The organism is Bacillus cereus group sp. MYBK95-2 (assembly GCF_051915225.1).
Classification (GTDB): Bacteria; Bacillota; Bacilli; order Bacillales; family Bacillaceae_G; genus Bacillus_A; species Bacillus_A cereus.
The window spans coordinates 404,060-423,329 of record NZ_JBQAEH010000004.1 but is presented as its reverse complement, the minus strand read 5'-3'; the positions used below and the strand labels follow the sequence as shown (position 1 = coordinate 423,329).

Genomic DNA, 19,270 nt, shown 5'->3' with positions numbered 1-19,270 from the left:
ATAGTCACTTTTTGGTACCGTACTACTCATTTGCCTCTTACATGTGCTATTATGAAACATATTTAACATGATAAAAAGTACGTACTTTAAAGTGCTATAGGTACTAAAAAGTAACATTTGTATGATTTAACTTATTTTACTCACAAAGGGAGGATTTCATATGAAGAAATACAATATTCCTGTAGAGGCGACTTTAGAAGTTATCGGCGGCAAATGGAAAGTTGTTATTCTTTGTCACTTAACGAAAGGTACAAAGAGAACGAGTGAATTAAAACGCTCAATGCCTGGTATTACACAAAAAATGTTAACGCAGCAATTACGTGAATTAGAAGACGACGGCGTTATTCAAAGAAAAGTATACAATCAAGTCCCGCCAAAAGTAGAATATTCTCTTACCGATTACGGTTGGTCTTTAGAATCCATTCTTGATTCTCTTTGTTCTTGGGGCGAATGCCATCTTGAAAAAGAAGGTAACACATCGATGCTAATTGCGGAAGGTGAATAATAGGAAAAAGGAAAAACGAACATGAATTTGTTCGTTTCTTCCTTTTTTTCTTTATATATATGTACATTTCTAACTGGAACAAAATATTTTATACGCTTTCATACCTTGTCAGCACTACGTTATACACTCAATATCAAATAATTAGGAATCATTTTTATGTTAACATAGGTGTATATAGTATATAATATAGGATATATATTATATACACTTTCCGGTAACGGAGCTTTTCCATTATGCGGACAAGCCATGTATCGGACAGTTCATAAATAATAAGTAAGACGTTATGGTTTTAGATTTATGTTTGCAGCTTACTTGCTGTCATAAATTTAAAGGCATTTTATTGTGTTTTGTGAAACTTTGTATAAAGTTTCGTAACCGTTTACTATCTTACTTATCAAAAATAAGAGTATTGCTATCGTAAAGGAGAATTGGAGATGCCAGAAACTATGACTCAAACAAAGCCAGAACAAGAAACTGTACAAATTTCTGCTAGCCAAGGACAACTTGATGTACTTGATCAGTTGTTAAAACCTGAGGTACAAGAATCATTAACAACACTAGTAGAACAGCTTCCAAAATTAACTGAGCTTGTTAACATTTTAACTAAGTCTTATGACTTCGCTCAAACTGTTGCTACTGATGAAGTATTAAAAAGCGACACTGTTGGTGCAATTACAGAGCTTGTAGAACCTGTAAAAGATACAGTGAAAAGCATGGCTGCAACTGCAATCGAAGCGAAAGATCGTGCTGACGAAAGCAACGAAGTTATCGGCCTATTCGGTCTTTTAAAATTATTAAAAGATCCACAAGCACAAAAAATGTTCCGCTTTGTGAACGCATATCTTCAAATTAGTGCAGAACGTAACAATAAATAATTTAACTTATAACAACAATTAGTAAAGACGGGGGATATCATACTATGTCAAAACAAATTGTCATCTTAGGCGCTGGTTATGGCGGTCTTCTTGCCGCTTTAAACGTACGTAAATATTACAGCAAATCAGAAGCACAAGTTACAGTGATTAACCAATACCCAACGCACCAAATCATCACTGAATTACACCGCCTTGCAGCTGGTAACGTGTCTGAGCAAGCAATTGCAATGCCACTTACAAAGCTTTTCAAAGGTAAAGATATCGATCTTAAAATTGCAACAGTTGAGTCATTCTCAGTTGATAGCAAAGAAATCAAACTAGCTGGCGGCACTACTTTATCTTACGATGCACTTGTAGTTGCTTTAGGAAGTAAAACTGCTTACTTCGGTATTCCAGGACTAGAAGAAAACAGCATGGTATTAAAATCTGCTGCTGATGCAAATAAAATCTACAAACACGTTGAAGACCGTATTCGTGAATACGCGAAAACGAAAAACGAAGCTGATGCTACAATCGTAATCGGTGGTGGCGGATTAACTGGCGTTGAGCTAGTTGGTGAGCTTGCTGACATTATGCCTAAACTTGCAAAAAGCCACGGCGTAAATCCAAAAGAAGTGAAACTTCTTCTTGTTGAAGCAGGTCCAAAAATCCTTCCAGTATTACCAGACCACTTAATCGAACGTGCAACTACTAGCCTAGAAGCGCGCGGCGTTACATTCTTAACTGGTCTTCCTGTAACAAACGTTGCTGGCAACGAAATCGACTTAAAAGACGGTCAAAAACTTGTTGCTAACACATTCGTTTGGACGGGCGGCGTACAAGGTAACCCATTAATCGGTGAATCAGGTCTTGAAGTTAACCGTGGACGTGCAACAGTTGATGCATACCTACAATCTACTTCTCACAAAGACGTATTCGTTGCTGGAGACAGCGCTGTTGTCTTCGCTCCAGACGGACGTCCATACCCACCAACTGCACAAATCGCTTGGCAAATGGGTGAGTTAATTGGATACAACTTATACGCAGCACTAGAAGGCAAAGCATTCGAAGAGTTCGCACCTGTAAACTCTGGAACACTTGCTAGTCTAGGACGTAAAGATGCGGTTGCTACAATTGGAGCAAGCAATACTCCACTTAAAGGCTTACCAGCATCATTAATGAAAGAAGCAAGTAACGTTCGTTACTTATCACACATTAAAGGTCTATTCAGCTTAGCTTACTAATCTGAATATAAGCCCGAATCATGCCCTGCATGGTTCGGGCTATTTTTATCCGTAATTTTCTCTAACTTATTTATTCGGCAGAAGAATCGTATAACCCTTTTAATTATCTAAATTTACTGATTATTTTATGTCCAAATTGTGTATACGAAAAGATGGAAGTATTCTTCCTACTCCCATCCTTTCACACAAACTATTCGCCTAACTTCACAAGACTGTAATTCTTCTTCCCTTTACGGATAATAATAAATCGTCCATCAAATGAATTTTCTACAGTAACATCTGTACCCACATCTGTTACTTTCTCACCATTCATAGAAATCGCTCCGTTATTAATATCTTCACGCGCTTGTCGTCTAGATGGTTCAATTCCTAAATCAACTAGCCATTCTACGATGTTTTTCGTCTCTTTTGAAGACTGAAATGTTGGCATTTCTTTAAAGCCTTGTTCAATTTCATCAGCTGTTAACGATTTAATATCTCCGCTAAATAACGCTGCTGTAATTTTCACAGCTTGCAGGAATGCTTCTTCTCCATGAACGAATTTCGTCATTTCTTCTGCTAGTACTTTTTGTGCTTCACGTTTATGAGGCTCTGTTTCCACCTTAACCGCTAATTCATCAATGCGTTCTTTCGTTAAGAATGTAAAGTATTTCAAGTATTTAACGACATCACGATCATCCGTATTCACCCAGAACTGATAAAATTCAAACGGTGTCGTTTTTTCAGGATCAAGCCAAACAGCGCCGCCTGCTGATTTACCAAACTTCGTACCGTCCGATTTTAATAATAACGGAATCGTTAATCCGAATACTTTCGCCTCATGACCTTCTAACTTACGAATTAAATCTAAACCACTCGTAATATTTCCCCATTGGTCACTACCACCAATTTGCAGTTGAACATCCTCTTTCGTGTATAAATGATGGAAGTCCATCGCTTGCAAAATTTGGTACGTGAATTCCGTGAAAGAAATACCTGTATCCAAACGGCTTGCTACAATATCCTTCGCTAACATGCTATTGATGCTAAAGTTTTTCCCGTAATCACGTAAAAACTCAATAATATTTATTTCATGTGTCCAATCATAGTTATTTACCATCTTCACTTCGCTATTTCCACCAAAATCAAATAGCTTTTTCATTTGTGCTGTTAACGCATCTACATTATGCTGAACCACTTCTAACGTTTGAAGTTGACGCTCTGATTGCCGTCCACTCGGATCACCAATTGTTCCTGTTGCCCCGCCAATTAAAATAACAGGATGATGACCAGCTAATTGGAATCTCTTCATCATCATAAACGGAATCAAATGTCCAATATGCATACTATCACCAGTCGGATCAACTCCGCAGTATAGCGAAATCTTTTTCTCTTCTACTAGCTTACGTAAACCTTCTTCGTCAGTCTGCTGATTAACGGCGCCGCGCCATTCTAATTCATCAATAATATTCATCTTTTGTCATCCCCTTTATTTTTTAAAAACAAAAAAGCCCCTATGTCTACGATAGACATAGGGACGATTATTCACCGTGTTACCACCCAGTTTGTATAAATAGCATAGCTACTCATACCACTCTTAGCAATAATATCGATTGCTAGTCCGCTTAGCATTACCTAAGATACTCCAGAGTGTAATTCACAAGTTTGTTTGTGCTAGGTTCCAGCAACCCCTAGCTCTCTCGTTAACAGTGACAAACTGCTACTGGGCTCTTTCAACGTATGTTATTTGTTAAATTATTAGCCATTATATTGAATTGAAAACAAATTGTCAACAATACCCAAATATTATTTTAAAATAATTCATATCTTCATACGTATTTCTTTATTCCTTATCTTCTCCAATAATCCTTACTTCTCGCTCCAACTTCACGCCAAATTTCTCTTCAACTGTCTTTTGTACGAAGTGAATTAAATCGATGTAATCTTGTGCTGTTCCGTTATCAACATTCACCATAAACCCAGCGTGTTTTAAAGAAACTTCTACTCCACCAATTCGCTTACCTTGTAGTCCTGAGTCTTGAATTAACTTACCAGCAAAGTTATTTGGTGGGCGCTTAAATACGCTACCACATGAAGGATATTCTAGAGGCTGTTTTGACTCACGTTTAAACGTTAAATCATCCATTTTTGCTTTAATTTCTTCATGTACACCTTCTTCAAGTTCAAATCTCGCTTCAAGAATAATGTAATGGTTGTTCGCAAATACACTCTTACGATATCCAAATTCAAATGCTTCTTTCGTCAAAGTACGTAGCTCTCCATCACCTGTCATTACGACAGCTTCTGTTAATACAAACGAAATTTCACCGCCGTATGCACCAGCATTCATATATAATGCTCCGCCAACTGAACCTGGAATACCACAAGCAAACTCAAGACCCGTTAAGTTATGGTCTAAGGCAATACGTGATACGTCAATAATTGCTGCACCACACTGTGCTACAATCGTCGTTCCTGTTACAGTAACACCTGTAATATGAATTAAACTTACTGTAATCCCGCGAATTCCACCATCTTTAATAATGACATTCGATCCATTTCCTAAAAACGTAACTGGAATATTATATTCGTTCGCATATTTAATAACTTCTTGAATTTCATCATAATTTGTAGGCGCAACAAAAACATCTGCTTTTCCGCCAACTTTAATATGCGTATGATTCTTTAACATTTCATCTTGTTTAACATGTCCTTCAGGCAATACCGTACTTAAATATTTATAAACCTCTTGCATATTCATTTTACGATTCCTCTATTTCTATATTCATTTTATCCCGTTATACGGGCCCATAATATCCCCACGTACATGAAAGAACCTAAAGTGGTGGATACAGTGTACCCAAAATCAATTCGAGACACCTATAAACCTCTTAAATTATAAGAGGTGCCACTCATATTAAAATATATATTGCATAATAAAGCAACCCAAATGGACTACTAAACTTGACATGTCATCAGAAAGACAACAATTTGTAAAATATGTGACTTTTTCAAAACACTATCCCTCAGTATCTTACTATACCACACAAAAAGAAAGTGGTATTTTTTTGTACTTTTTACTTTATTTACATCAATAAAAAAAGAGCACATCCGACAGAATGTGCTCTTTCTATACTCTTTATATTACTTTTCGTTCTCTTCTTTTTCTTTATCAAACCATAACAGCTCATCGTTATCAACTTCACCATTATAATTGATTAAAATTTCTTCTCCTGCTTTTATATCCTTATAAGCATAGAAGTTAAACGTATGGTTCTCGAAGACAATATCATACGTTGCATTCGGTGTATATGAATGATTAAATAACATACCGTATCCTAAAAGGATTGCCGTATGATTGATTCCATACTCAAATGCGTAGTCAGCAAGTAATGTTTTCTCAATATGTTCATGCTGTTCATTCGGATAAGAGATAACTGGTGCTGCGTGTATCAACTCACCTTTTTTAATATCACGAGTTGCAAATACACCTCTATTAAATTCTCCATCACTAAGTTCAGAAGTCTTAACTTCGATCATATGCGTCACCTATTTAATTCTTTCTTTGAAGTATTTTAATTCCGCTATTAGCTGAATTTTATCTCCTTAAGCTTGGCAGAAAACGCGCAGAAAAGCAATTAAATTCCTATCAAGTATTCGTTTCAATGAAAAAAGAGCACATCATTCGTGCTCTTTCCAAGCAATATTACTTTTCTAAAATATCTTCTAACAACTTCACTTGCTCGCTAACAGTTTGTAACGTCTTCACTGACGTATCATTTCGATGTTTTTCTTCTTCCACACTCGCTAGCACTTCTTCTGTAGCTGTAGAAGTTTGCTGAATTACGTTAGAAGCATGCGTAACATCCTTTACGATATTCGTCGTTTTAACTTGGAAACTTTCTTGATGAACAACAACCTCTCGCATTACTTCATTAATCGCATAAATAAACTTCCCTAAATCAGTTACATTTGTTAAAACGCTTGCTAACATCTCGTTACATTCTTCTTGTACTCTTTCTGACTTTTCTACTTGCACTTCTACCTTACTTGCTTGATTACTAAACTCCTTCAAAATCCCTTGAATTCTTCCCGCAGAACGATTTGATTCTTCAGCAAGCTTTAACACTTCACTCGCTACAATAGCAAAACCTTTTCCATGCTCGCCTGCCCTCGCAGCTTCAATATTTGCATTTAAAGCTAGCAAACTCGTCTGACTTGAAATATTCGTTATTACATCTACAATTTCATTAATTTGTTTCGATTGCATCATTAAATCTCTAAATATAATTCCAGACTGTGAAACAACATCATTTAAACTTCTCATGTTAGTTTCAAAATTTCTTAGAGTATGTACACTACCTTTTGAAATTTCTAAGCTTTCATCCACACGAGCCGATGCAGTTCTTACTTGAGAGATGATTTGTTCAATATTTCCCTCCATATCATTCAATACTTCTACCGAACGATACATCATCTCTGATTGTGATTGCGTACCAACTGCCACCTCTTCAAAGGCAAAATTAATTTCACTCATCGATTCCATCGACGTGTTCATATTTTGTCTTAAATGATTGAAATTACTATCTAGTTTCACAACTGTTTCTTCAATAAGTCTTTGCGTCTCTTCTAACTCCTGAGCTTTTCTCATTACTTCTTGCTTCTCATCACTTAAACGAAGGAGCAGATTAGAACCGATTTTCGTGACGCCCCACATAGCGATTGTTACAATCGCTAACAAACTTGCGAAATTAGCAGCTTCAGACGAGGCTGTATAAGCAAAAAATTGCTCCGGCCAATAGCTACAAAGGATAAATGTGATCACAACAGCTACCCCGCCAAGAATTAAAATGAGGCGCTCACTTAAGTAAATAAGTGAAACAGCTAATGTAAAATAGACCATTTGAAATACAGCCGGGCTTTCATTAAAGGCTTGTACCATAATGTAAGACATTGTAAGCAACATAAATGTCATGATATATTTATACGCTGATTCCATACTTTTTATAAAAGTAAAAAGCGTTCCAAATGCAACGACAGAAATACCACAAATCCAAAACGCTATTGCTCTCTCTGTAAAAATATATCCATAATACCCAATTGCGATTATCCCAAGAAAGAAACTACAAATCGTTATAAACAGTAATAAATGATTTTTCTGTGATTCTTTCTCAAGGTTAGAAAAACAAGTCCTCTTTAACCACTCCATATGAAGCCCCACCTTCTACTTATACATATCAATTACTTCAGTTTAAATACCGCACTTACTGGGTTATGATCGCTATTTTCAAACTTTAAATCTTTCCCTTGTACATTTACAATCTCTACATTCGGTGAAACGATAAAGCCATCAATAATAGTGACGAAATTTTCACCTTCTACATATTTCTTTACATCATCTCTCACAGTCATAACAGACGGATCTACAGCCCACTTAAAGCCACCGTCTGTAAAGTTCTTCGGTAACTCTACTAACCACTCAGGGCGCTCTTTCACGAACTTCGGATCACTTAATTGAGCGTTTGAAACTAATTGATTCCAATCTCCGCCCATTATTACGTAATCACCATTTTCATAATGCTTGTTCATATATTCTTTTAAGTACTCTACTTGCTGTTTTCTAATTTTCCCGCCTTCATCATAAGCAGACAAATGTAAATTTACGAGTCTAACATGTTTCCCATTATTAACAGGAATTTTATATTCCACAATTGCTCGATCTAAATCAAACAAACGCTTTGGCCAAGGCTCCATTCCAGGAAGCTGGAACCTCTTCGCTTCTTGAACAGTGTATTTAGAAAACGTACTTAATCCAGCCTCCGCATATCCCATTGGATTTATTATTGGCACTGGAACCCATTTCGTATCGTAGTTCTTGCCAAATGACGAAACATAATCAGGTAATCCTTTTTTCAAAAATTCATGTTCATTTACATCAAATGAACGAAGTGACTTTATATCAACTTCTTGTAATAGTGCAAAATCACTATTCTCATTTTGTAAAAACGAAAGCATATTCTTTAAATTAGTTTCCGTTTGCTCTTTACTACTTGAACCAGATCCCTTTCCACCATCCATAAAGAAATCTTGATCCTTATCTAACCCAGCATATCCAATATTAAATGTTGTAACTTTAAACTCATTTTCAGTCGCTAATACGCGCTCCTTATTATTCTCCACCTTCAAGCTTATAACATCAGCAGGCTGTTCTTTAGTAAGTGTCATATACGCTAGAAATCCTCCTACAATGCCCGCTACTACTAAAACACATGTAAATACGATTTTTAAAAATTTCTTCAAATAAACGACTCCTTTTCACGCGAATTTATTTTTCTTTATTTTCAGTCAAATAAAACAAAACGACACACATAAGAAACATTTTATCATAATTAAAACCGTATATCACTATATTTAGTTGATAAGTAATCGATCCCATTTTAATTACTTGAAAAACCTTCAGACATCAAAAAAAGAAACGTTACACCCACCTCCTCACTGGAATTTAAACGGTATATTTAGTACACTATATGTAATAATCCTAGGCGATGGAGTTCGCCATAAACGCTGCTTAGCTAATGACTCCTACCAGTATACATACTGGTAGGAGTCTATTTTTTTGAGCAATCTATTTAAAGAGGTGAGAAAATTGATTTATATTATCGTCGGCATTGCCGGTATATTAGGAGCTCTTTCTCGTTATTATTTAGGTCTTAATATCACCACATTTTGGCATCATTCATTTCCATTAGCAACATTACTCATTAACTTAATCGGTTGCTTCTTCTTAGCGTGGCTAACTACTTATATCGCCCGGCTAAACATCTTACCTTCAGAGGTCATCACAGGCATCGGAACTGGATTCATCGGTTCCTTTACGACTTTTTCAACATTTAGTGTAGAAACTGTGCAATTGATCAATCATTCTGAGTGGAGCATAGCCTTCTTATATGTATCATGTAGCATACTTGGTGGCCTCATTATGTCTGGCCTTGGCTATACACTTGGAGATTTCTTAATTAAGAAATCTCTTACGGAAGGTGATTACTCATGATAGAAGCCTTATTAGTCGCAACAGGAGGATTTTTCGGTGCGATTACACGATTTGCAATTAGCAATTGGTTTAAGAAAAGAAATAAAACACAATTTCCACTTGCTACATTCCTTATTAATATAACAGGGGCGTTTTTACTTGGATATATAATCGGCAACGGAGTTACTACAGGCTGGCAACTATTATTAGGTACTGGATTTATGGGTGCATTCACTACATTTTCTACGTTTAAACTAGAAGCCGTTCAACTTCTCAATCGAAAAAATATTAGCACTTTCCTTTTATACTTAAGCGCTACGTACATAATTGGTATCCTCTTCGCATTCCTTGGAATGAAGCTAGGCGGAATATGAAAAAAAGCGACTCTATTGAGTCGCTTTCTTTCATAAGAAATATGTCCCGCCATATGGAATAGAAAATAAACCAGCTGGATGTACATCGTAATGTACAATTTGCATCGGAAGCTGTGAATACGGCATATACTGACTTTGCATCATTTGTGCAAAATATGCTTGTTGTTGCATTTGAATAGCTTGATTCATAGCATGAATTGTTCCCTGTGCCCCAGCCAGCGTAATAGCTGCTCCTACTTGTCTTCCATTATAAAAATGATGGTTCATCATGATTCATCTCACTTATTCTTTTTCTTCCATATGGTATGTTTCTATTTCATAGTGAGTATTTTGTCCCTATTGGTAACCCCTATTTATTGCCCTTTTTCAGCTTTGAAGTAATAAATCCAAATAATAATACGCCAATACCACTAAGGAACAATACATAACTTATCGGTACTAGGAAAAAGAAAGGTTCTTCAAGGAATCCATCCGCTCCTACTTTACTGTTTGAAGCATGTATAGTTAAAGAAATAATCGCTAAAATCATGAAAGAAATAGCTACTACGTATTTATTTTTCATTTCACATTCTCCTCTACTCATGTAATTCTCCTTAGATTCTTAACATCATATTATCCAAAAAAACATTAACAGTCAATAATTATTTATCGTTTAACAATAAATAATTATTGACTAGAATAATAACAAAAAGGTTTACGAAGCATATTAAATCACTTCGCAAACCCTCTGTATTATAAATATTTACACTTCAAACCTCTTGCTTAATACAATATACATTGCGCAAAATAGCACGAATATCCCAGCATAAATTAACAAAATCTCTACACTAAACATATCCGACAATGGCCCAAATATTATCATTCCTAGAGGAAGCGCGCATGAATTCGCAATTTGTACAAGACTGAACATCCGTCCGTGCATTGATGGTTCTACTTTTTCCTGCAATAACACAGTAACTGGTGTATTGAAGCACGGCATCGTTATACCAATTAAAAAATTAAATACTAAATACATAATAAATATCGGTGCTATTCCGAGTCCAATCATAAGCAGTCCATATAATGCACAAGCTAGCGCTATTGTATGCATACGATTACGAAAACCACCCCACGCGGCAATCAATACGCCACCAGCTGCCGCACCAGCACTAAAGGTCATCTCACTAGCAGTAAGTCTCCACATTTCGGCCCCGAAAGAACGAGTTACCATTAAAGGTGTTAAAAAAGCAGCTGGACTTATTAAAATCATGATGATAATCAATAAAACGATTAGCCTTTTAATAAATACATTTTCTTTTAAATAAGAGAATCCTTCTTTAATTCCTTGTAGATTAGATTTTTGCTTATTCTCTGCATTCACATGTCCCTCTACTTGAATGATAAGCATAATACTAATTCCAATCATAGCCGTAATAACATCAATAAAAAATGTTGTTTCAATGCTGGCAATAGAAAGAATCGCCGCACTTGCTGCTGGAGAAAGAAACATAATTAAAGATGTAATACTGCTATTTATTCCATTTACTTTCATAAGATACTCTTTCGGAACGATTTGCGGAATTAATGCATTCACAGCTGGCGTTTGTACTCCTGTTCCAGCTGAACGAATGAGTAACACAATAAAAAGTAACCAAATACTTTTATATCCTGTTAAAAATAAAATTGCTAAAACTAACGTCGCAATCGCTATAATTCCATCCGATAACATAATCATCTTTTTACGTTCATAACGATCAATCCAAACACCTGCAAACAAAGATATCGCAATTTGTGGTAGAAAACCGCAAACAGTTGAAATAGTCAACATCACTCCTGATGATGTTGTAAGGGTGATATACCATATAATCGCGTATTGTACGAGAGAGGAACCGAACAACGAAATAGTTTGAGCGGTCAAAAATAATATAATTTTCGTTTTCCAATTGTTTTCACTCATATGTTTCACACCCCCTTAACTATTCCTGTCTCTATATGAAAGATGCTATCTGCCCAATCAAGATAAAAACTCGCTTCGTGAGATACGAGTATAATGCTTCCCTTAAACTTAATTAGCGCCTTTTGCAAAGCTTCCTTCGCTTCTGCATCTAAATGATTTGTCGGCTCATCTAAAATTAATAAGTTACAAGGTGATAATAATAATCCGCACAGTTTCACCTTCGATTGTTCACCACCACTTAACGTACGAATTTCTTGCGAAACGTGCGTATCCTTCACTCCACACGCAGCTAAATGATGGCGTATTTCCTTCATATTCAGTTTAGGAAACTGTTCTGAAATAATTTGAAGCGGCGTTAAAGAATCATTGCTCCAATTTAAATCTTGCTCATAATATCCAATCTTTATTTGCTCTGAAAAGTGAAACTCTCCAGAAATACTATCAATATTTCCAACGATTGTTTTTAATAAAGTAGATTTTCCTACTCCATTGAAACCTGTAATAACAAGTTTTTGCCTACCCATTACTGAAAAATTCAACTTTGGTAAGAGAGCGAAGTCGTAACCAACTTCAAGGTTATTTACTTCAAGAACTGTCTGAACTGAAATGGGAAGTTCCTGAAAATGAATAGACGGTTTATGAGTAAAACTTGGTGGCGCAATTCTTTCCATACGCTGTAATTGTTTTCTACGACCTTGCGCTATTTTTGAATTCACCCCAGCAATATTTCTACGAATATACTCTTCCGTTTTTTCAATTTTCTTTTGCTGTGCATAATATTGGCGAATATAATCTTTTCGCAAATGCTCCTTTTGTCTTACAAAATCTGAGTATTTGCCGTAATACTTCTTAACTGTTCCGAACTCTACATCACATATGCAAGAAGTTACCTTTTCCAGAAAATCAAAATCATGTGATACGACAATAAACGCTCCTTCAAAATTCATTAAATAATTAGCAAGCCACTCCACATGCTCCTTATCAAGAAAATTCGTCGGTTCATCTAGTAATAAAATATTAGGCTCTTCTAATAAGAGCTTCGCTAAAATTACCTTTGCACGCTGCCCTCCGCTTAATTCACCAATAACACGATCCATCCCAATCACATCAATACCTAAGCCGGATGCCACCTTATTCGTAATACTATCTACTGAATAAAAATCATGAGCCTCGAGCAGTCCTTGAATTTCTGCCGCTTTCAATAGTTGATTTTCATCTCCGGTCATCGCACTTTCTTCATATAACTTGTTCATTCTCTTTTCCATTTCATACAAATCATAAAAGGCTCTCTTTAAATATTGAGAAATGGTATAACCCTCATCAATTTCTGCGTATTGATCAAGATGTCCAATTTGAATATTTGGTTGCCACTTTATGTCTCCCTTATCAGAAATAATTTCCCCCACCAATATTTTCATTAATGTGCTTTTTCCTGCACCATTCTGTCCAACAATTCCCATATGCTCCCCTTTATGCAAATCAAAAGAAGCATTTTCGTATAATACTTTATCTATAAAACTATGTGATAAACTTTCAACTTTAAGTAAACTCATTTTTATTCCTCTTTTCCTGAAATTAAAAAAAGCAGAGAGATAGCGTCATTCGACACTAGCCCTCTGCTTCATGGTTTTTCCTATACTACTCCAATTTATAGTAAAGACTCATCGGAATAATATACACAAAGGGCCATAGACAAAGCATTGTCTATGGCCCCTTAATCTATTTTATACACCAGCTGAAAAACCATAACGAAATAAGCATAGATAAACTATACTTTTTTAGAAAAGTTATTCAGCCGATGAATATAGGGGATTTATACCCCTTGATTAAGCTCCGTACAACGCTTCACCGTATACATTTGTGCGGAGCAAAGTTTTCTAATGAGTTTTACAAATTTTATATAAAGCATATTCTGCACCTTCCTTAATACTTAAAAGGGATTTTAGCATACGTTTTTACGAAGCGTCAACATTACTTCCGAATCTTTCAACTACTTGTTTTCAAAATATTGCTTCTGAAACATACACATTCTTATCGCATTATGATAGTTACCATCAACGAAAAACTCATCGATAAGCTCACCTTCTACCATAAACCCAACTTTTTTATAAACATGTACTGCTTTTTCATTTTCCTTATCCACAACTAAATATATCTTATGCATATTTAATACAGCGAAAGCATAATCCATTGCTAAACGCGTCGCCTCTACTGCATAACCATATCCTTGATAATTCGGATCAATAATAATTTGGAATTCTGTTCTACGATGAATATAATCGATTTCTACTAACTCAACTAATCCAACCATTTCATTGTCTTTCTCAACGATAAATCGGCGTTCGCTTTGATCATGTATATGTTTATCGTATAAGTCTTGCAGCTCCACAAATGCCTCATATGGCTCTTCAAACCAATACGACATAATATGCGCATTATTATTCAGTTCGTGTACGAACTTTAAATCTTCTCGTTCCAATGGACGTAACTTCAATTCCTGATTCATTCCTATAACCTCCAAGTAAAAGAAACCTCTTCACTTAATTTCTCAATTTTTTTCGATTTCAAACGCCCTAATTTCATTGTAAACTTTCAAGCAACTTGAAGGTCAAGACGTAAAAAAGTAGTGCAAACTTACGTCTGCACTACTACTCTTTTCTCAAATCTCTCATATTCGATATGTATAAAGCAATAACTAAAACAAGAATTGCTCCTGCGTATAATAACGTCTCCATCGGTTCCTCATGAGACACAATAATCAATCGAATTAAGGCCGTAATTCCGATATAAATAAAATAACGTAACGGGAAATGATAGTTCGATTTAAAATACTTAATAATTAATGCAATGAACTCGAAGTATAAGAAATAGACGATGATACTTTCAACCAATTTATAAGACGTATACTCTTTTGCCGAAAAAATATACTGCACAAACGTAATTGTCTCATTCACTAAGAAAATCGATAACACAATGGATAATATAATTAAAGCTATATTTAATATCCATTGCAAAACACTAGCTATAACATGATCGATATTAAATGACTTCATTTTCTCTTTAGACTCCCCTTCGTATAAGTACTTATTTATTATAGCAAAATTACGATTGGAAAGAAGTTAAATCATATATTCGTCCTTTGTTGTTGCCAGTGTAGGGGAGATTTAGTGTGTGGAGAATTCTGTTTACAACCATACCCGACGAAACATGGAGAAACTCTTTCAAATTACCGTTCGTACATGTCGTACTAATGAGCAATGCATAATCTCGTATAGCATCCTCATGTGCCACTTTTGAAAAATCTTTACAACTTGTACAACGCCAGCCCTTCTTCACTTTAACCATTGGAATAACTAAGCATTTCTCACATTGTACTCCATTTAACAACTCCTCTTTTTCTATTTTATATTGCTCAAGTATATTTTGTTGAAGTGGAGAATGCTCCGTTATTATTTGATGAATGAGCCTATCTACATTATCTATAACTTTTCTCTTATATTTACTTTCAAACCACTTTATTTTATGAGGTAAATTTGCACTATGAATAATTGTATGAAGAAGATTGTCATCTGAAGATTTTATAATGGTACGAGGCGAGCTAATAACAACGAGGGACTCGATTGGAAGACTAGAGGAAAATCCATGTAAGCTTAACCATTTCTTTAATTGTATTTCTTGCCTTTTTATTTGTAAAACCGGATCTGGAAATCCCTCTGAATTTCCTTCTGTTATTCGGATAAGTTGATTAAACTTTGCATCAAACATTAATGTACCTGCTATATTTTTTATCTCAAGAAAAAGAAGAAACTTTGTGGAAATGATAATAGTATCAATTTGAAAGTATTGATCATGATTAGATAAGCGAACATCATGTAAAACACTATACTCTTTCTCAGAAATAAAACTAAGTGGATAATCAATTGCTTGCTCCCCTTTATACCCCGCCATGTGTTTTGCCAAGTTTTCTCCAATTAAATTTCGTTTTGGATGATGTACAGGTAACCTTCTAAGCAGTGCTTCTAACAGTCTTATATAAATCGGCATTTTTCTTTCTTTCACAATCACCTCAAACACCCCTTTACAAATATATCAACGATTTTTTCAATATATCTATCATAACTCACAATATATCAACGATTTTTCCAATATATCTATCACAACTCACAATATATCAACGATTTTTCCAATATATCGATTGGTCGACAATATCTGACACTACCTCACTCCAATCACTCACAGCATATCCTAGAAAAACACCTTCAGCAAAAACTTAAAATCGTATTTCCTCATAAAAAAACCATAACCCGCTCCTCCAGCAAAGTTATGGTTTTTAACCCTGCAATGCCACTCTATCTATAACTTTGCCGTGAAGTCCACAAAATCCATTTGTACTTATAGCAACTTTCACTTTTTTCACACTGAAACTATATACCCCAAAATCGTTTCACAACGTTATTACTTCCGCATAGCTACAATTTATATAATAACGGTACAGTACAAATAACGTGCTGAATCACTAAGTATGGGGGCATAACGATGAACGAAGCGTTGCTATTAGTAGACATACAAAATGATTACTTTGAAGGTGGCAATATGGAATTACATCAACCTGAAAAAGCCGCACAAAAAGCGAAAGAAGTTTTGAAAGCATTTCGTGAAAAACATAAAACAGTTATTCACGTACAACATATTGCGAACAATGAAGGAGCTACTTTCTTTTTACCCGATACAGTAGGTGTTCAAATTTATGATGATGTACAACCGATTGCTAACGAAAGAGTCTTACAAAAACACCACTCCTACAGTTTTTCTCAAAAGTTTTGCACTACAATCGATTAGCTCTATTAGCAATTACATTATTATTAGCGGCTTTCCTTCTTCTTTACAATGTATTTTTTGGATTACTCGTAGGCACTACAGCAAGCTAGCGATTTTTTATAAATATGAACAAATTTTAGGAATTAGTTTATCTTTTTTTAATGTTTTATTTAGAGGCAGTTTATAGTCAGGTATTAACATAAGAAACGTAGCAACTAAGTTCATATATGACGCACTGCTACTATAATCGCTAACCGTACTACTTGAAATCATAAAATAAGGAGACGATAAAACATGAACAAAAAAGCAAAAGCACTATCATCCGTACTGCTCGGATTCACATTAGCATTAACAGGGTGTGCTGGTACTAAAGCTGAAGAAAATCATGGGAAACAAAAACAAGAACAAGTTGCTAAAGAAACAAAAAAGGAAAATAAATTAACTAAAGGGCAAAAAATGGCTAATATTCTTAGCGAGACGAATTGGCAAGGTACACGAGTGTATGACAAAGATAAGAATGACTTAACAAAAGAGAATGCAAACTTCATTGGTCTTGCAAAATATGATGCGAAGTCAGGCAGATATGAATTTTTTGATGCTAAAACAGGTGCAAGTCGTGGCGATAAAGGCACTTTCTTTGTCACAAATGATGGGAAGAAGAGAATATTAATTTCAGAATCAATGAAGTATCAAGCTGTCGTTGACATGACAAAACTAAATAAAAATGTATTTACTTATAAACGAATGGGTAAAGACGCTAAAGGTAAAGATGTAGAAGTTTTCGTTGAACATGTCCCATATAAAGAAAAAGAACTTTCTTTCACTGATCCGGACAAGCAGCTGAACACGACTACAGGAGATATTGTTAAAAACGTTGATGGAGATAAAATTTTAGGCGGTACCCTTTGGCACGGAACAAAAGTAGTAGATGAAGCTGGTAATGATGTAACACAGTTTAATTCGAATTTTATAAGTCTAGCAAAATTCGATGACAAGTCTAATAAATATGAGTTCTTCAATAGCGAAACAGGTCAAAGCCGCGGTGACTATGGCTACTTCGATGTTGTACACGAAAATAAAATAAGAGCCCATGTTTCAATTGGAAATAACAAATACGGTGCAGCTCTTGAACTTACTGAACTAAATAAGAATAAATTTACGTATAAAAGAACTGGTAAAGACCAAGCTGGTAAGGATATAACTATATTCGTTGAACATGAACCTTATAAAGGTGATATGAAACCACAATTTAGTTTTTAAATACGTTTGATTAAAGATCCTGTACTGAGTTGCAGGATCTTTCTTATTAAGCAAGAGAACGAAAAGACGAAAAACATATAGCTTTTCGTCTTCACAATATTCCCACCTTATAGTTGATGATTTACAAAACCTAAAAACATACCGATACAAAATAAAATAAATCCAATTAGAATTAAGGGAAGAGTGAAGCCACCCCAAGCTGGTTTATTAGCAAACGCCCTTATTTTAAAATTAATCCTTGCTAAAGACATGATAACGATACCCGCTATTGATAAAATTGTAGTTACATAAGTCATCTATAATAATACTCCTCTTCTATATTGATTTTATATCTCTGCAAACCATCTACATAAGTGTTACAGTCCACTATTCATACATGTCATCCCAATTGTAGCAATCCAGCTTTGTGCCACATCATTTGTAAAATTCATTCTTCATTCCTAAAAAAAGACAGAACCAGACGGTTCGGTCTTTTTTGTTTTATAATAATCTCTTTTATTTTTGCTACAATACCTTTTTCTTATAAATCTTACGCCAACACAGCTTTTGATTAACTTATCCTGAAATATTATGAATTTGCGTTCAACTTATCTAAAATACCTTTATCTATTTTTGCTTGATTCACTTTAGCTATTTTAGAAACAATCCCACGGCGATCTTCCCAATCAATCAAATAATATTGATTTTTTTCCAATTCATTTTGCAAGGAAATTTTCAGTTCTCTTTCTTCCCCTTTTTTATCGTACACCTTCTCATCGTAAACATGATACGTAAGAACTTCTCCATTACTCAATTTTTCGTTTTCTACTTTAGAATCAGTCGTTACTTTTACATAATATTGTTTAGTCAAATAGTATCCATTCCCTGACTTCATATAGTAGAAAGCACCTCCTACTATAGCTAATAACACAAAAATTCTCATGATCCATTTCATATGGTAATACCTAACCTTTCTATTCTACTTGTAAGATTTATACCCGTTAAAATATAAATCTTCCTTACCTTAAGTATGCTTTAACCATAAAGATGGTACAATCCAGTTTCCTTACACCCACATTACATTTTTGTAATCCTATCATTTTACAAAAGTTTCTTAAGTTGGCCCAAAACAAAGGAACATAAAGTTTTATTCCTCCAATTGCCACACTTTTAGCAACACTTGTCCAAGTAATAGGAATTTCATTTCAATCCATTTTACGTGAAGAAGTAAATCAACGCCGATTAACTATATTAGGAATTACATTATTAATCAGCCCTCATCAATCGGGCT

Annotated in this window: 20 protein-coding genes, 1 pseudogene, 1 riboswitch and 1 other annotated feature; of the genes and pseudogenes, 7 read left to right on the top strand and 14 right to left on the bottom strand. The window is 35.0% G+C overall.

Features of this window, described 5'->3' with window-relative positions:
- The first annotated feature begins 160 nt into the window (after positions 1-160).
- From ACTFN4_RS16690 to ACTFN4_RS16680, 3 genes are all read left to right on the top strand, one after another.
- Positions 161-505 carry a winged helix-turn-helix transcriptional regulator gene (locus ACTFN4_RS16690; RefSeq protein WP_000760481.1) on the top strand — a complete coding sequence of 115 codons (345 nt, stop codon included), beginning with the start codon at positions 161-163 and terminating at the stop codon, positions 503-505.
- Between the two features lie 434 nt (positions 506-939).
- Positions 940-1,380, top strand: a complete 441-nt coding sequence (locus ACTFN4_RS16685; protein WP_001115309.1) for a DUF1641 domain-containing protein — start codon at positions 940-942, stop codon at positions 1,378-1,380.
- Positions 1,381-1,424: 44 nt separating this feature from the next.
- Complete coding sequence (locus ACTFN4_RS16680) at positions 1,425-2,603, top strand: NAD(P)/FAD-dependent oxidoreductase (RefSeq protein WP_000043198.1); 1,179 nt, start codon at positions 1,425-1,427, stop codon at positions 2,601-2,603.
- 190 nt (positions 2,604-2,793) lie between these two features.
- Here the strand turns inward: ACTFN4_RS16680 and tyrS are convergent, their stop codons facing one another.
- The 5 genes from tyrS to ACTFN4_RS16655 form a co-directional block, all read right to left on the bottom strand.
- The gene (gene tyrS, locus ACTFN4_RS16675) at positions 2,794-4,056 is read right to left on the bottom strand and encodes a tyrosine--tRNA ligase (protein WP_001021108.1); all 1,263 of its coding nucleotides are present in this window, start codon (positions 4,054-4,056) and stop codon (positions 2,794-2,796) included.
- Between the two features lie 56 nt (positions 4,057-4,112).
- Positions 4,113-4,328, bottom strand: a binding site (T-box leader).
- Between the two features lie 97 nt (positions 4,329-4,425).
- Entirely contained in the window at positions 4,426-5,343 is a 918-nt protein-coding gene (gene murB, locus ACTFN4_RS16670) for a UDP-N-acetylmuramate dehydrogenase (protein ID WP_001057102.1), read from the bottom strand.
- A gap of 383 nt (positions 5,344-5,726) precedes the next feature.
- Positions 5,727-6,122: an SET domain-containing protein gene (locus ACTFN4_RS16665; RefSeq protein ID WP_000573649.1), complete on the bottom strand. Its 396-nt coding sequence runs from the start codon at positions 6,120-6,122 to the stop codon at positions 5,727-5,729.
- Positions 6,123-6,288: 166 nt separating this feature from the next.
- Positions 6,289-7,791, bottom strand: a complete 1,503-nt coding sequence (locus ACTFN4_RS16660; protein ID WP_025686654.1) for a DUF4077 domain-containing protein — start codon at positions 7,789-7,791, stop codon at positions 6,289-6,291.
- 32 nt (positions 7,792-7,823) lie between these two features.
- Complete coding sequence (locus ACTFN4_RS16655) at positions 7,824-8,882, bottom strand: endonuclease/exonuclease/phosphatase family protein (protein ID WP_410989322.1); 1,059 nt, start codon at positions 8,880-8,882, stop codon at positions 7,824-7,826.
- Positions 8,883-9,114: 232 nt separating this feature from the next.
- Positions 9,115-9,174: riboswitch (Fluoride riboswitch) on the top strand.
- A 54-nt stretch (positions 9,175-9,228) separates the two neighbouring features.
- Between ACTFN4_RS16655 and crcB (ACTFN4_RS16650) the strand changes: the two genes are divergently transcribed.
- Both crcB (ACTFN4_RS16650) and crcB (ACTFN4_RS16645) read left to right on the top strand, forming a co-directional pair.
- The gene (gene crcB, locus ACTFN4_RS16650; protein ID WP_000639315.1) at positions 9,229-9,633 is read left to right on the top strand and encodes a fluoride efflux transporter CrcB; all 405 of its coding nucleotides are present in this window, start codon (positions 9,229-9,231) and stop codon (positions 9,631-9,633) included.
- Positions 9,630-9,986, top strand: coding sequence for a fluoride efflux transporter CrcB (gene crcB, locus ACTFN4_RS16645; RefSeq protein WP_000568587.1), 357 nt, complete (start codon positions 9,630-9,632; stop codon positions 9,984-9,986). Before crcB (ACTFN4_RS16650) ends, crcB (ACTFN4_RS16645) begins: the two co-directional genes overlap by 4 nt.
- Positions 9,987-10,016: 30 nt before the next feature.
- Here the strand turns inward: crcB (ACTFN4_RS16645) and ACTFN4_RS16640 are convergent, their stop codons facing one another.
- The 7 genes from ACTFN4_RS16640 to ACTFN4_RS16610 form a co-directional block, all read right to left on the bottom strand.
- Entirely contained in the window at positions 10,017-10,256 is a 240-nt protein-coding gene (locus tag ACTFN4_RS16640; RefSeq protein WP_000980930.1) for a DUF3947 family protein, read from the bottom strand.
- A 79-nt stretch (positions 10,257-10,335) separates the two neighbouring features.
- Positions 10,336-10,548 (bottom strand): DUF3955 domain-containing protein, encoded by a 213-nt coding sequence (locus ACTFN4_RS16635; RefSeq protein ID WP_025118109.1) that lies wholly within the window; start codon positions 10,546-10,548, stop codon positions 10,336-10,338.
- Between the two features lie 180 nt (positions 10,549-10,728).
- Positions 10,729-11,922 (bottom strand): MFS transporter, encoded by a 1,194-nt coding sequence (locus ACTFN4_RS16630; RefSeq protein WP_439962547.1) that lies wholly within the window; start codon positions 11,920-11,922, stop codon positions 10,729-10,731.
- 5 nt (positions 11,923-11,927) lie between these two features.
- Positions 11,928-13,475 (bottom strand): ABC-F family ATP-binding cassette domain-containing protein, encoded by a 1,548-nt coding sequence (locus ACTFN4_RS16625; RefSeq protein WP_257115763.1) that lies wholly within the window; start codon positions 13,473-13,475, stop codon positions 11,928-11,930.
- Positions 13,476-13,912: 437 nt separating this feature from the next.
- On the bottom strand, positions 13,913-14,428 hold the full coding sequence (gene speG, locus ACTFN4_RS16620; RefSeq protein WP_001071095.1) for a spermidine N1-acetyltransferase: 516 nt from the start codon (positions 14,426-14,428) through the stop codon (positions 13,913-13,915).
- A 142-nt stretch (positions 14,429-14,570) separates the two neighbouring features.
- On the bottom strand, positions 14,571-14,975 hold the full coding sequence (psiE, locus tag ACTFN4_RS16615; RefSeq protein WP_000834708.1) for a phosphate-starvation-inducible protein PsiE: 405 nt from the start codon (positions 14,973-14,975) through the stop codon (positions 14,571-14,573).
- A 49-nt stretch (positions 14,976-15,024) separates the two neighbouring features.
- Positions 15,025-15,981 carry a nuclease-related domain-containing protein gene (locus ACTFN4_RS16610; RefSeq protein ID WP_439962573.1) on the bottom strand — a complete coding sequence of 319 codons (957 nt, stop codon included), beginning with the start codon at positions 15,979-15,981 and terminating at the stop codon, positions 15,025-15,027.
- Between the two features lie 477 nt (positions 15,982-16,458).
- Here ACTFN4_RS16610 and ACTFN4_RS16605 point away from each other — a divergent pair.
- Both ACTFN4_RS16605 and ACTFN4_RS16600 read left to right on the top strand, forming a co-directional pair.
- Positions 16,459-16,731: pseudogene (locus ACTFN4_RS16605) on the top strand (isochorismatase family protein); the annotation flags it as partial.
- A gap of 303 nt (positions 16,732-17,034) precedes the next feature.
- The gene (locus ACTFN4_RS16600) at positions 17,035-18,000 is read left to right on the top strand and encodes a DUF4822 domain-containing protein (protein ID WP_079004599.1); all 966 of its coding nucleotides are present in this window, start codon (positions 17,035-17,037) and stop codon (positions 17,998-18,000) included.
- Positions 18,001-18,107: 107 nt separating this feature from the next.
- Here ACTFN4_RS16600 and ACTFN4_RS16595 read toward each other — a convergent pair whose 3' ends face one another.
- The gene (locus ACTFN4_RS16595) at positions 18,108-18,296 is read right to left on the bottom strand and encodes a hypothetical protein (RefSeq protein WP_000222858.1); all 189 of its coding nucleotides are present in this window, start codon (positions 18,294-18,296) and stop codon (positions 18,108-18,110) included.
- 272 nt (positions 18,297-18,568) lie between these two features.
- Positions 18,569-18,934: a YxeA family protein gene (locus ACTFN4_RS16590; protein WP_002164645.1), complete on the bottom strand. Its 366-nt coding sequence runs from the start codon at positions 18,932-18,934 to the stop codon at positions 18,569-18,571.
- Positions 18,935-19,270 lie beyond the last annotated feature (336 nt).

What these genes read in the sequence shown, in the direction of transcription:
- murB (WP_001057102.1), bottom strand. Translation starts at nt 5,343, where the DNA reads ATGAATATGCAAGAGGTTTATAAATATTTAAGTACGGTATTGCCTGAA.
- crcB (WP_000568587.1), top strand. Translation starts at nt 9,630, where the DNA reads ATGATAGAAGCCTTATTAGTCGCAACAGGAGGATTTTTCGGTGCGATT.
- ACTFN4_RS16625 (WP_257115763.1), bottom strand. Translation starts at nt 13,475, where the DNA reads ATGAGTTTACTTAAAGTTGAAAGTTTATCACATAGTTTTATAGATAAA.
- ACTFN4_RS16630 (WP_439962547.1), bottom strand. Translation starts at nt 11,922, where the DNA reads ATGAGTGAAAACAATTGGAAAACGAAAATTATATTATTTTTGACCGCT.
- ACTFN4_RS16660 (WP_025686654.1), bottom strand. Translation starts at nt 7,791, where the DNA reads ATGGAGTGGTTAAAGAGGACTTGTTTTTCTAACCTTGAGAAAGAATCA.
- ACTFN4_RS16640 (WP_000980930.1), bottom strand. Translation starts at nt 10,256, where the DNA reads ATGATGAACCATCATTTTTATAATGGAAGACAAGTAGGAGCAGCTATT.
- ACTFN4_RS16680 (WP_000043198.1), top strand. Translation starts at nt 1,425, where the DNA reads ATGTCAAAACAAATTGTCATCTTAGGCGCTGGTTATGGCGGTCTTCTT.
- ACTFN4_RS16600 (WP_079004599.1), top strand. Translation starts at nt 17,035, where the DNA reads ATGAACAAAAAAGCAAAAGCACTATCATCCGTACTGCTCGGATTCACA.
- ACTFN4_RS16635 (WP_025118109.1), bottom strand. Translation starts at nt 10,548, where the DNA reads ATGAAAAATAAATACGTAGTAGCTATTTCTTTCATGATTTTAGCGATT.
- ACTFN4_RS16685 (WP_001115309.1), top strand. Translation starts at nt 940, where the DNA reads ATGCCAGAAACTATGACTCAAACAAAGCCAGAACAAGAAACTGTACAA.
- ACTFN4_RS16595 (WP_000222858.1), bottom strand. Translation starts at nt 18,296, where the DNA reads ATGACTTATGTAACTACAATTTTATCAATAGCGGGTATCGTTATCATG.
- speG (WP_001071095.1), bottom strand. Translation starts at nt 14,428, where the DNA reads ATGAATCAGGAATTGAAGTTACGTCCATTGGAACGAGAAGATTTAAAG.
- ACTFN4_RS16690 (WP_000760481.1), top strand. Translation starts at nt 161, where the DNA reads ATGAAGAAATACAATATTCCTGTAGAGGCGACTTTAGAAGTTATCGGC.
- ACTFN4_RS16590 (WP_002164645.1), bottom strand. Translation starts at nt 18,934, where the DNA reads ATGAAATGGATCATGAGAATTTTTGTGTTATTAGCTATAGTAGGAGGT.
- ACTFN4_RS16665 (WP_000573649.1), bottom strand. Translation starts at nt 6,122, where the DNA reads ATGATCGAAGTTAAGACTTCTGAACTTAGTGATGGAGAATTTAATAGA.
- psiE (WP_000834708.1), bottom strand. Translation starts at nt 14,975, where the DNA reads ATGAAGTCATTTAATATCGATCATGTTATAGCTAGTGTTTTGCAATGG.
- tyrS (WP_001021108.1), bottom strand. Translation starts at nt 4,056, where the DNA reads ATGAATATTATTGATGAATTAGAATGGCGCGGCGCCGTTAATCAGCAG.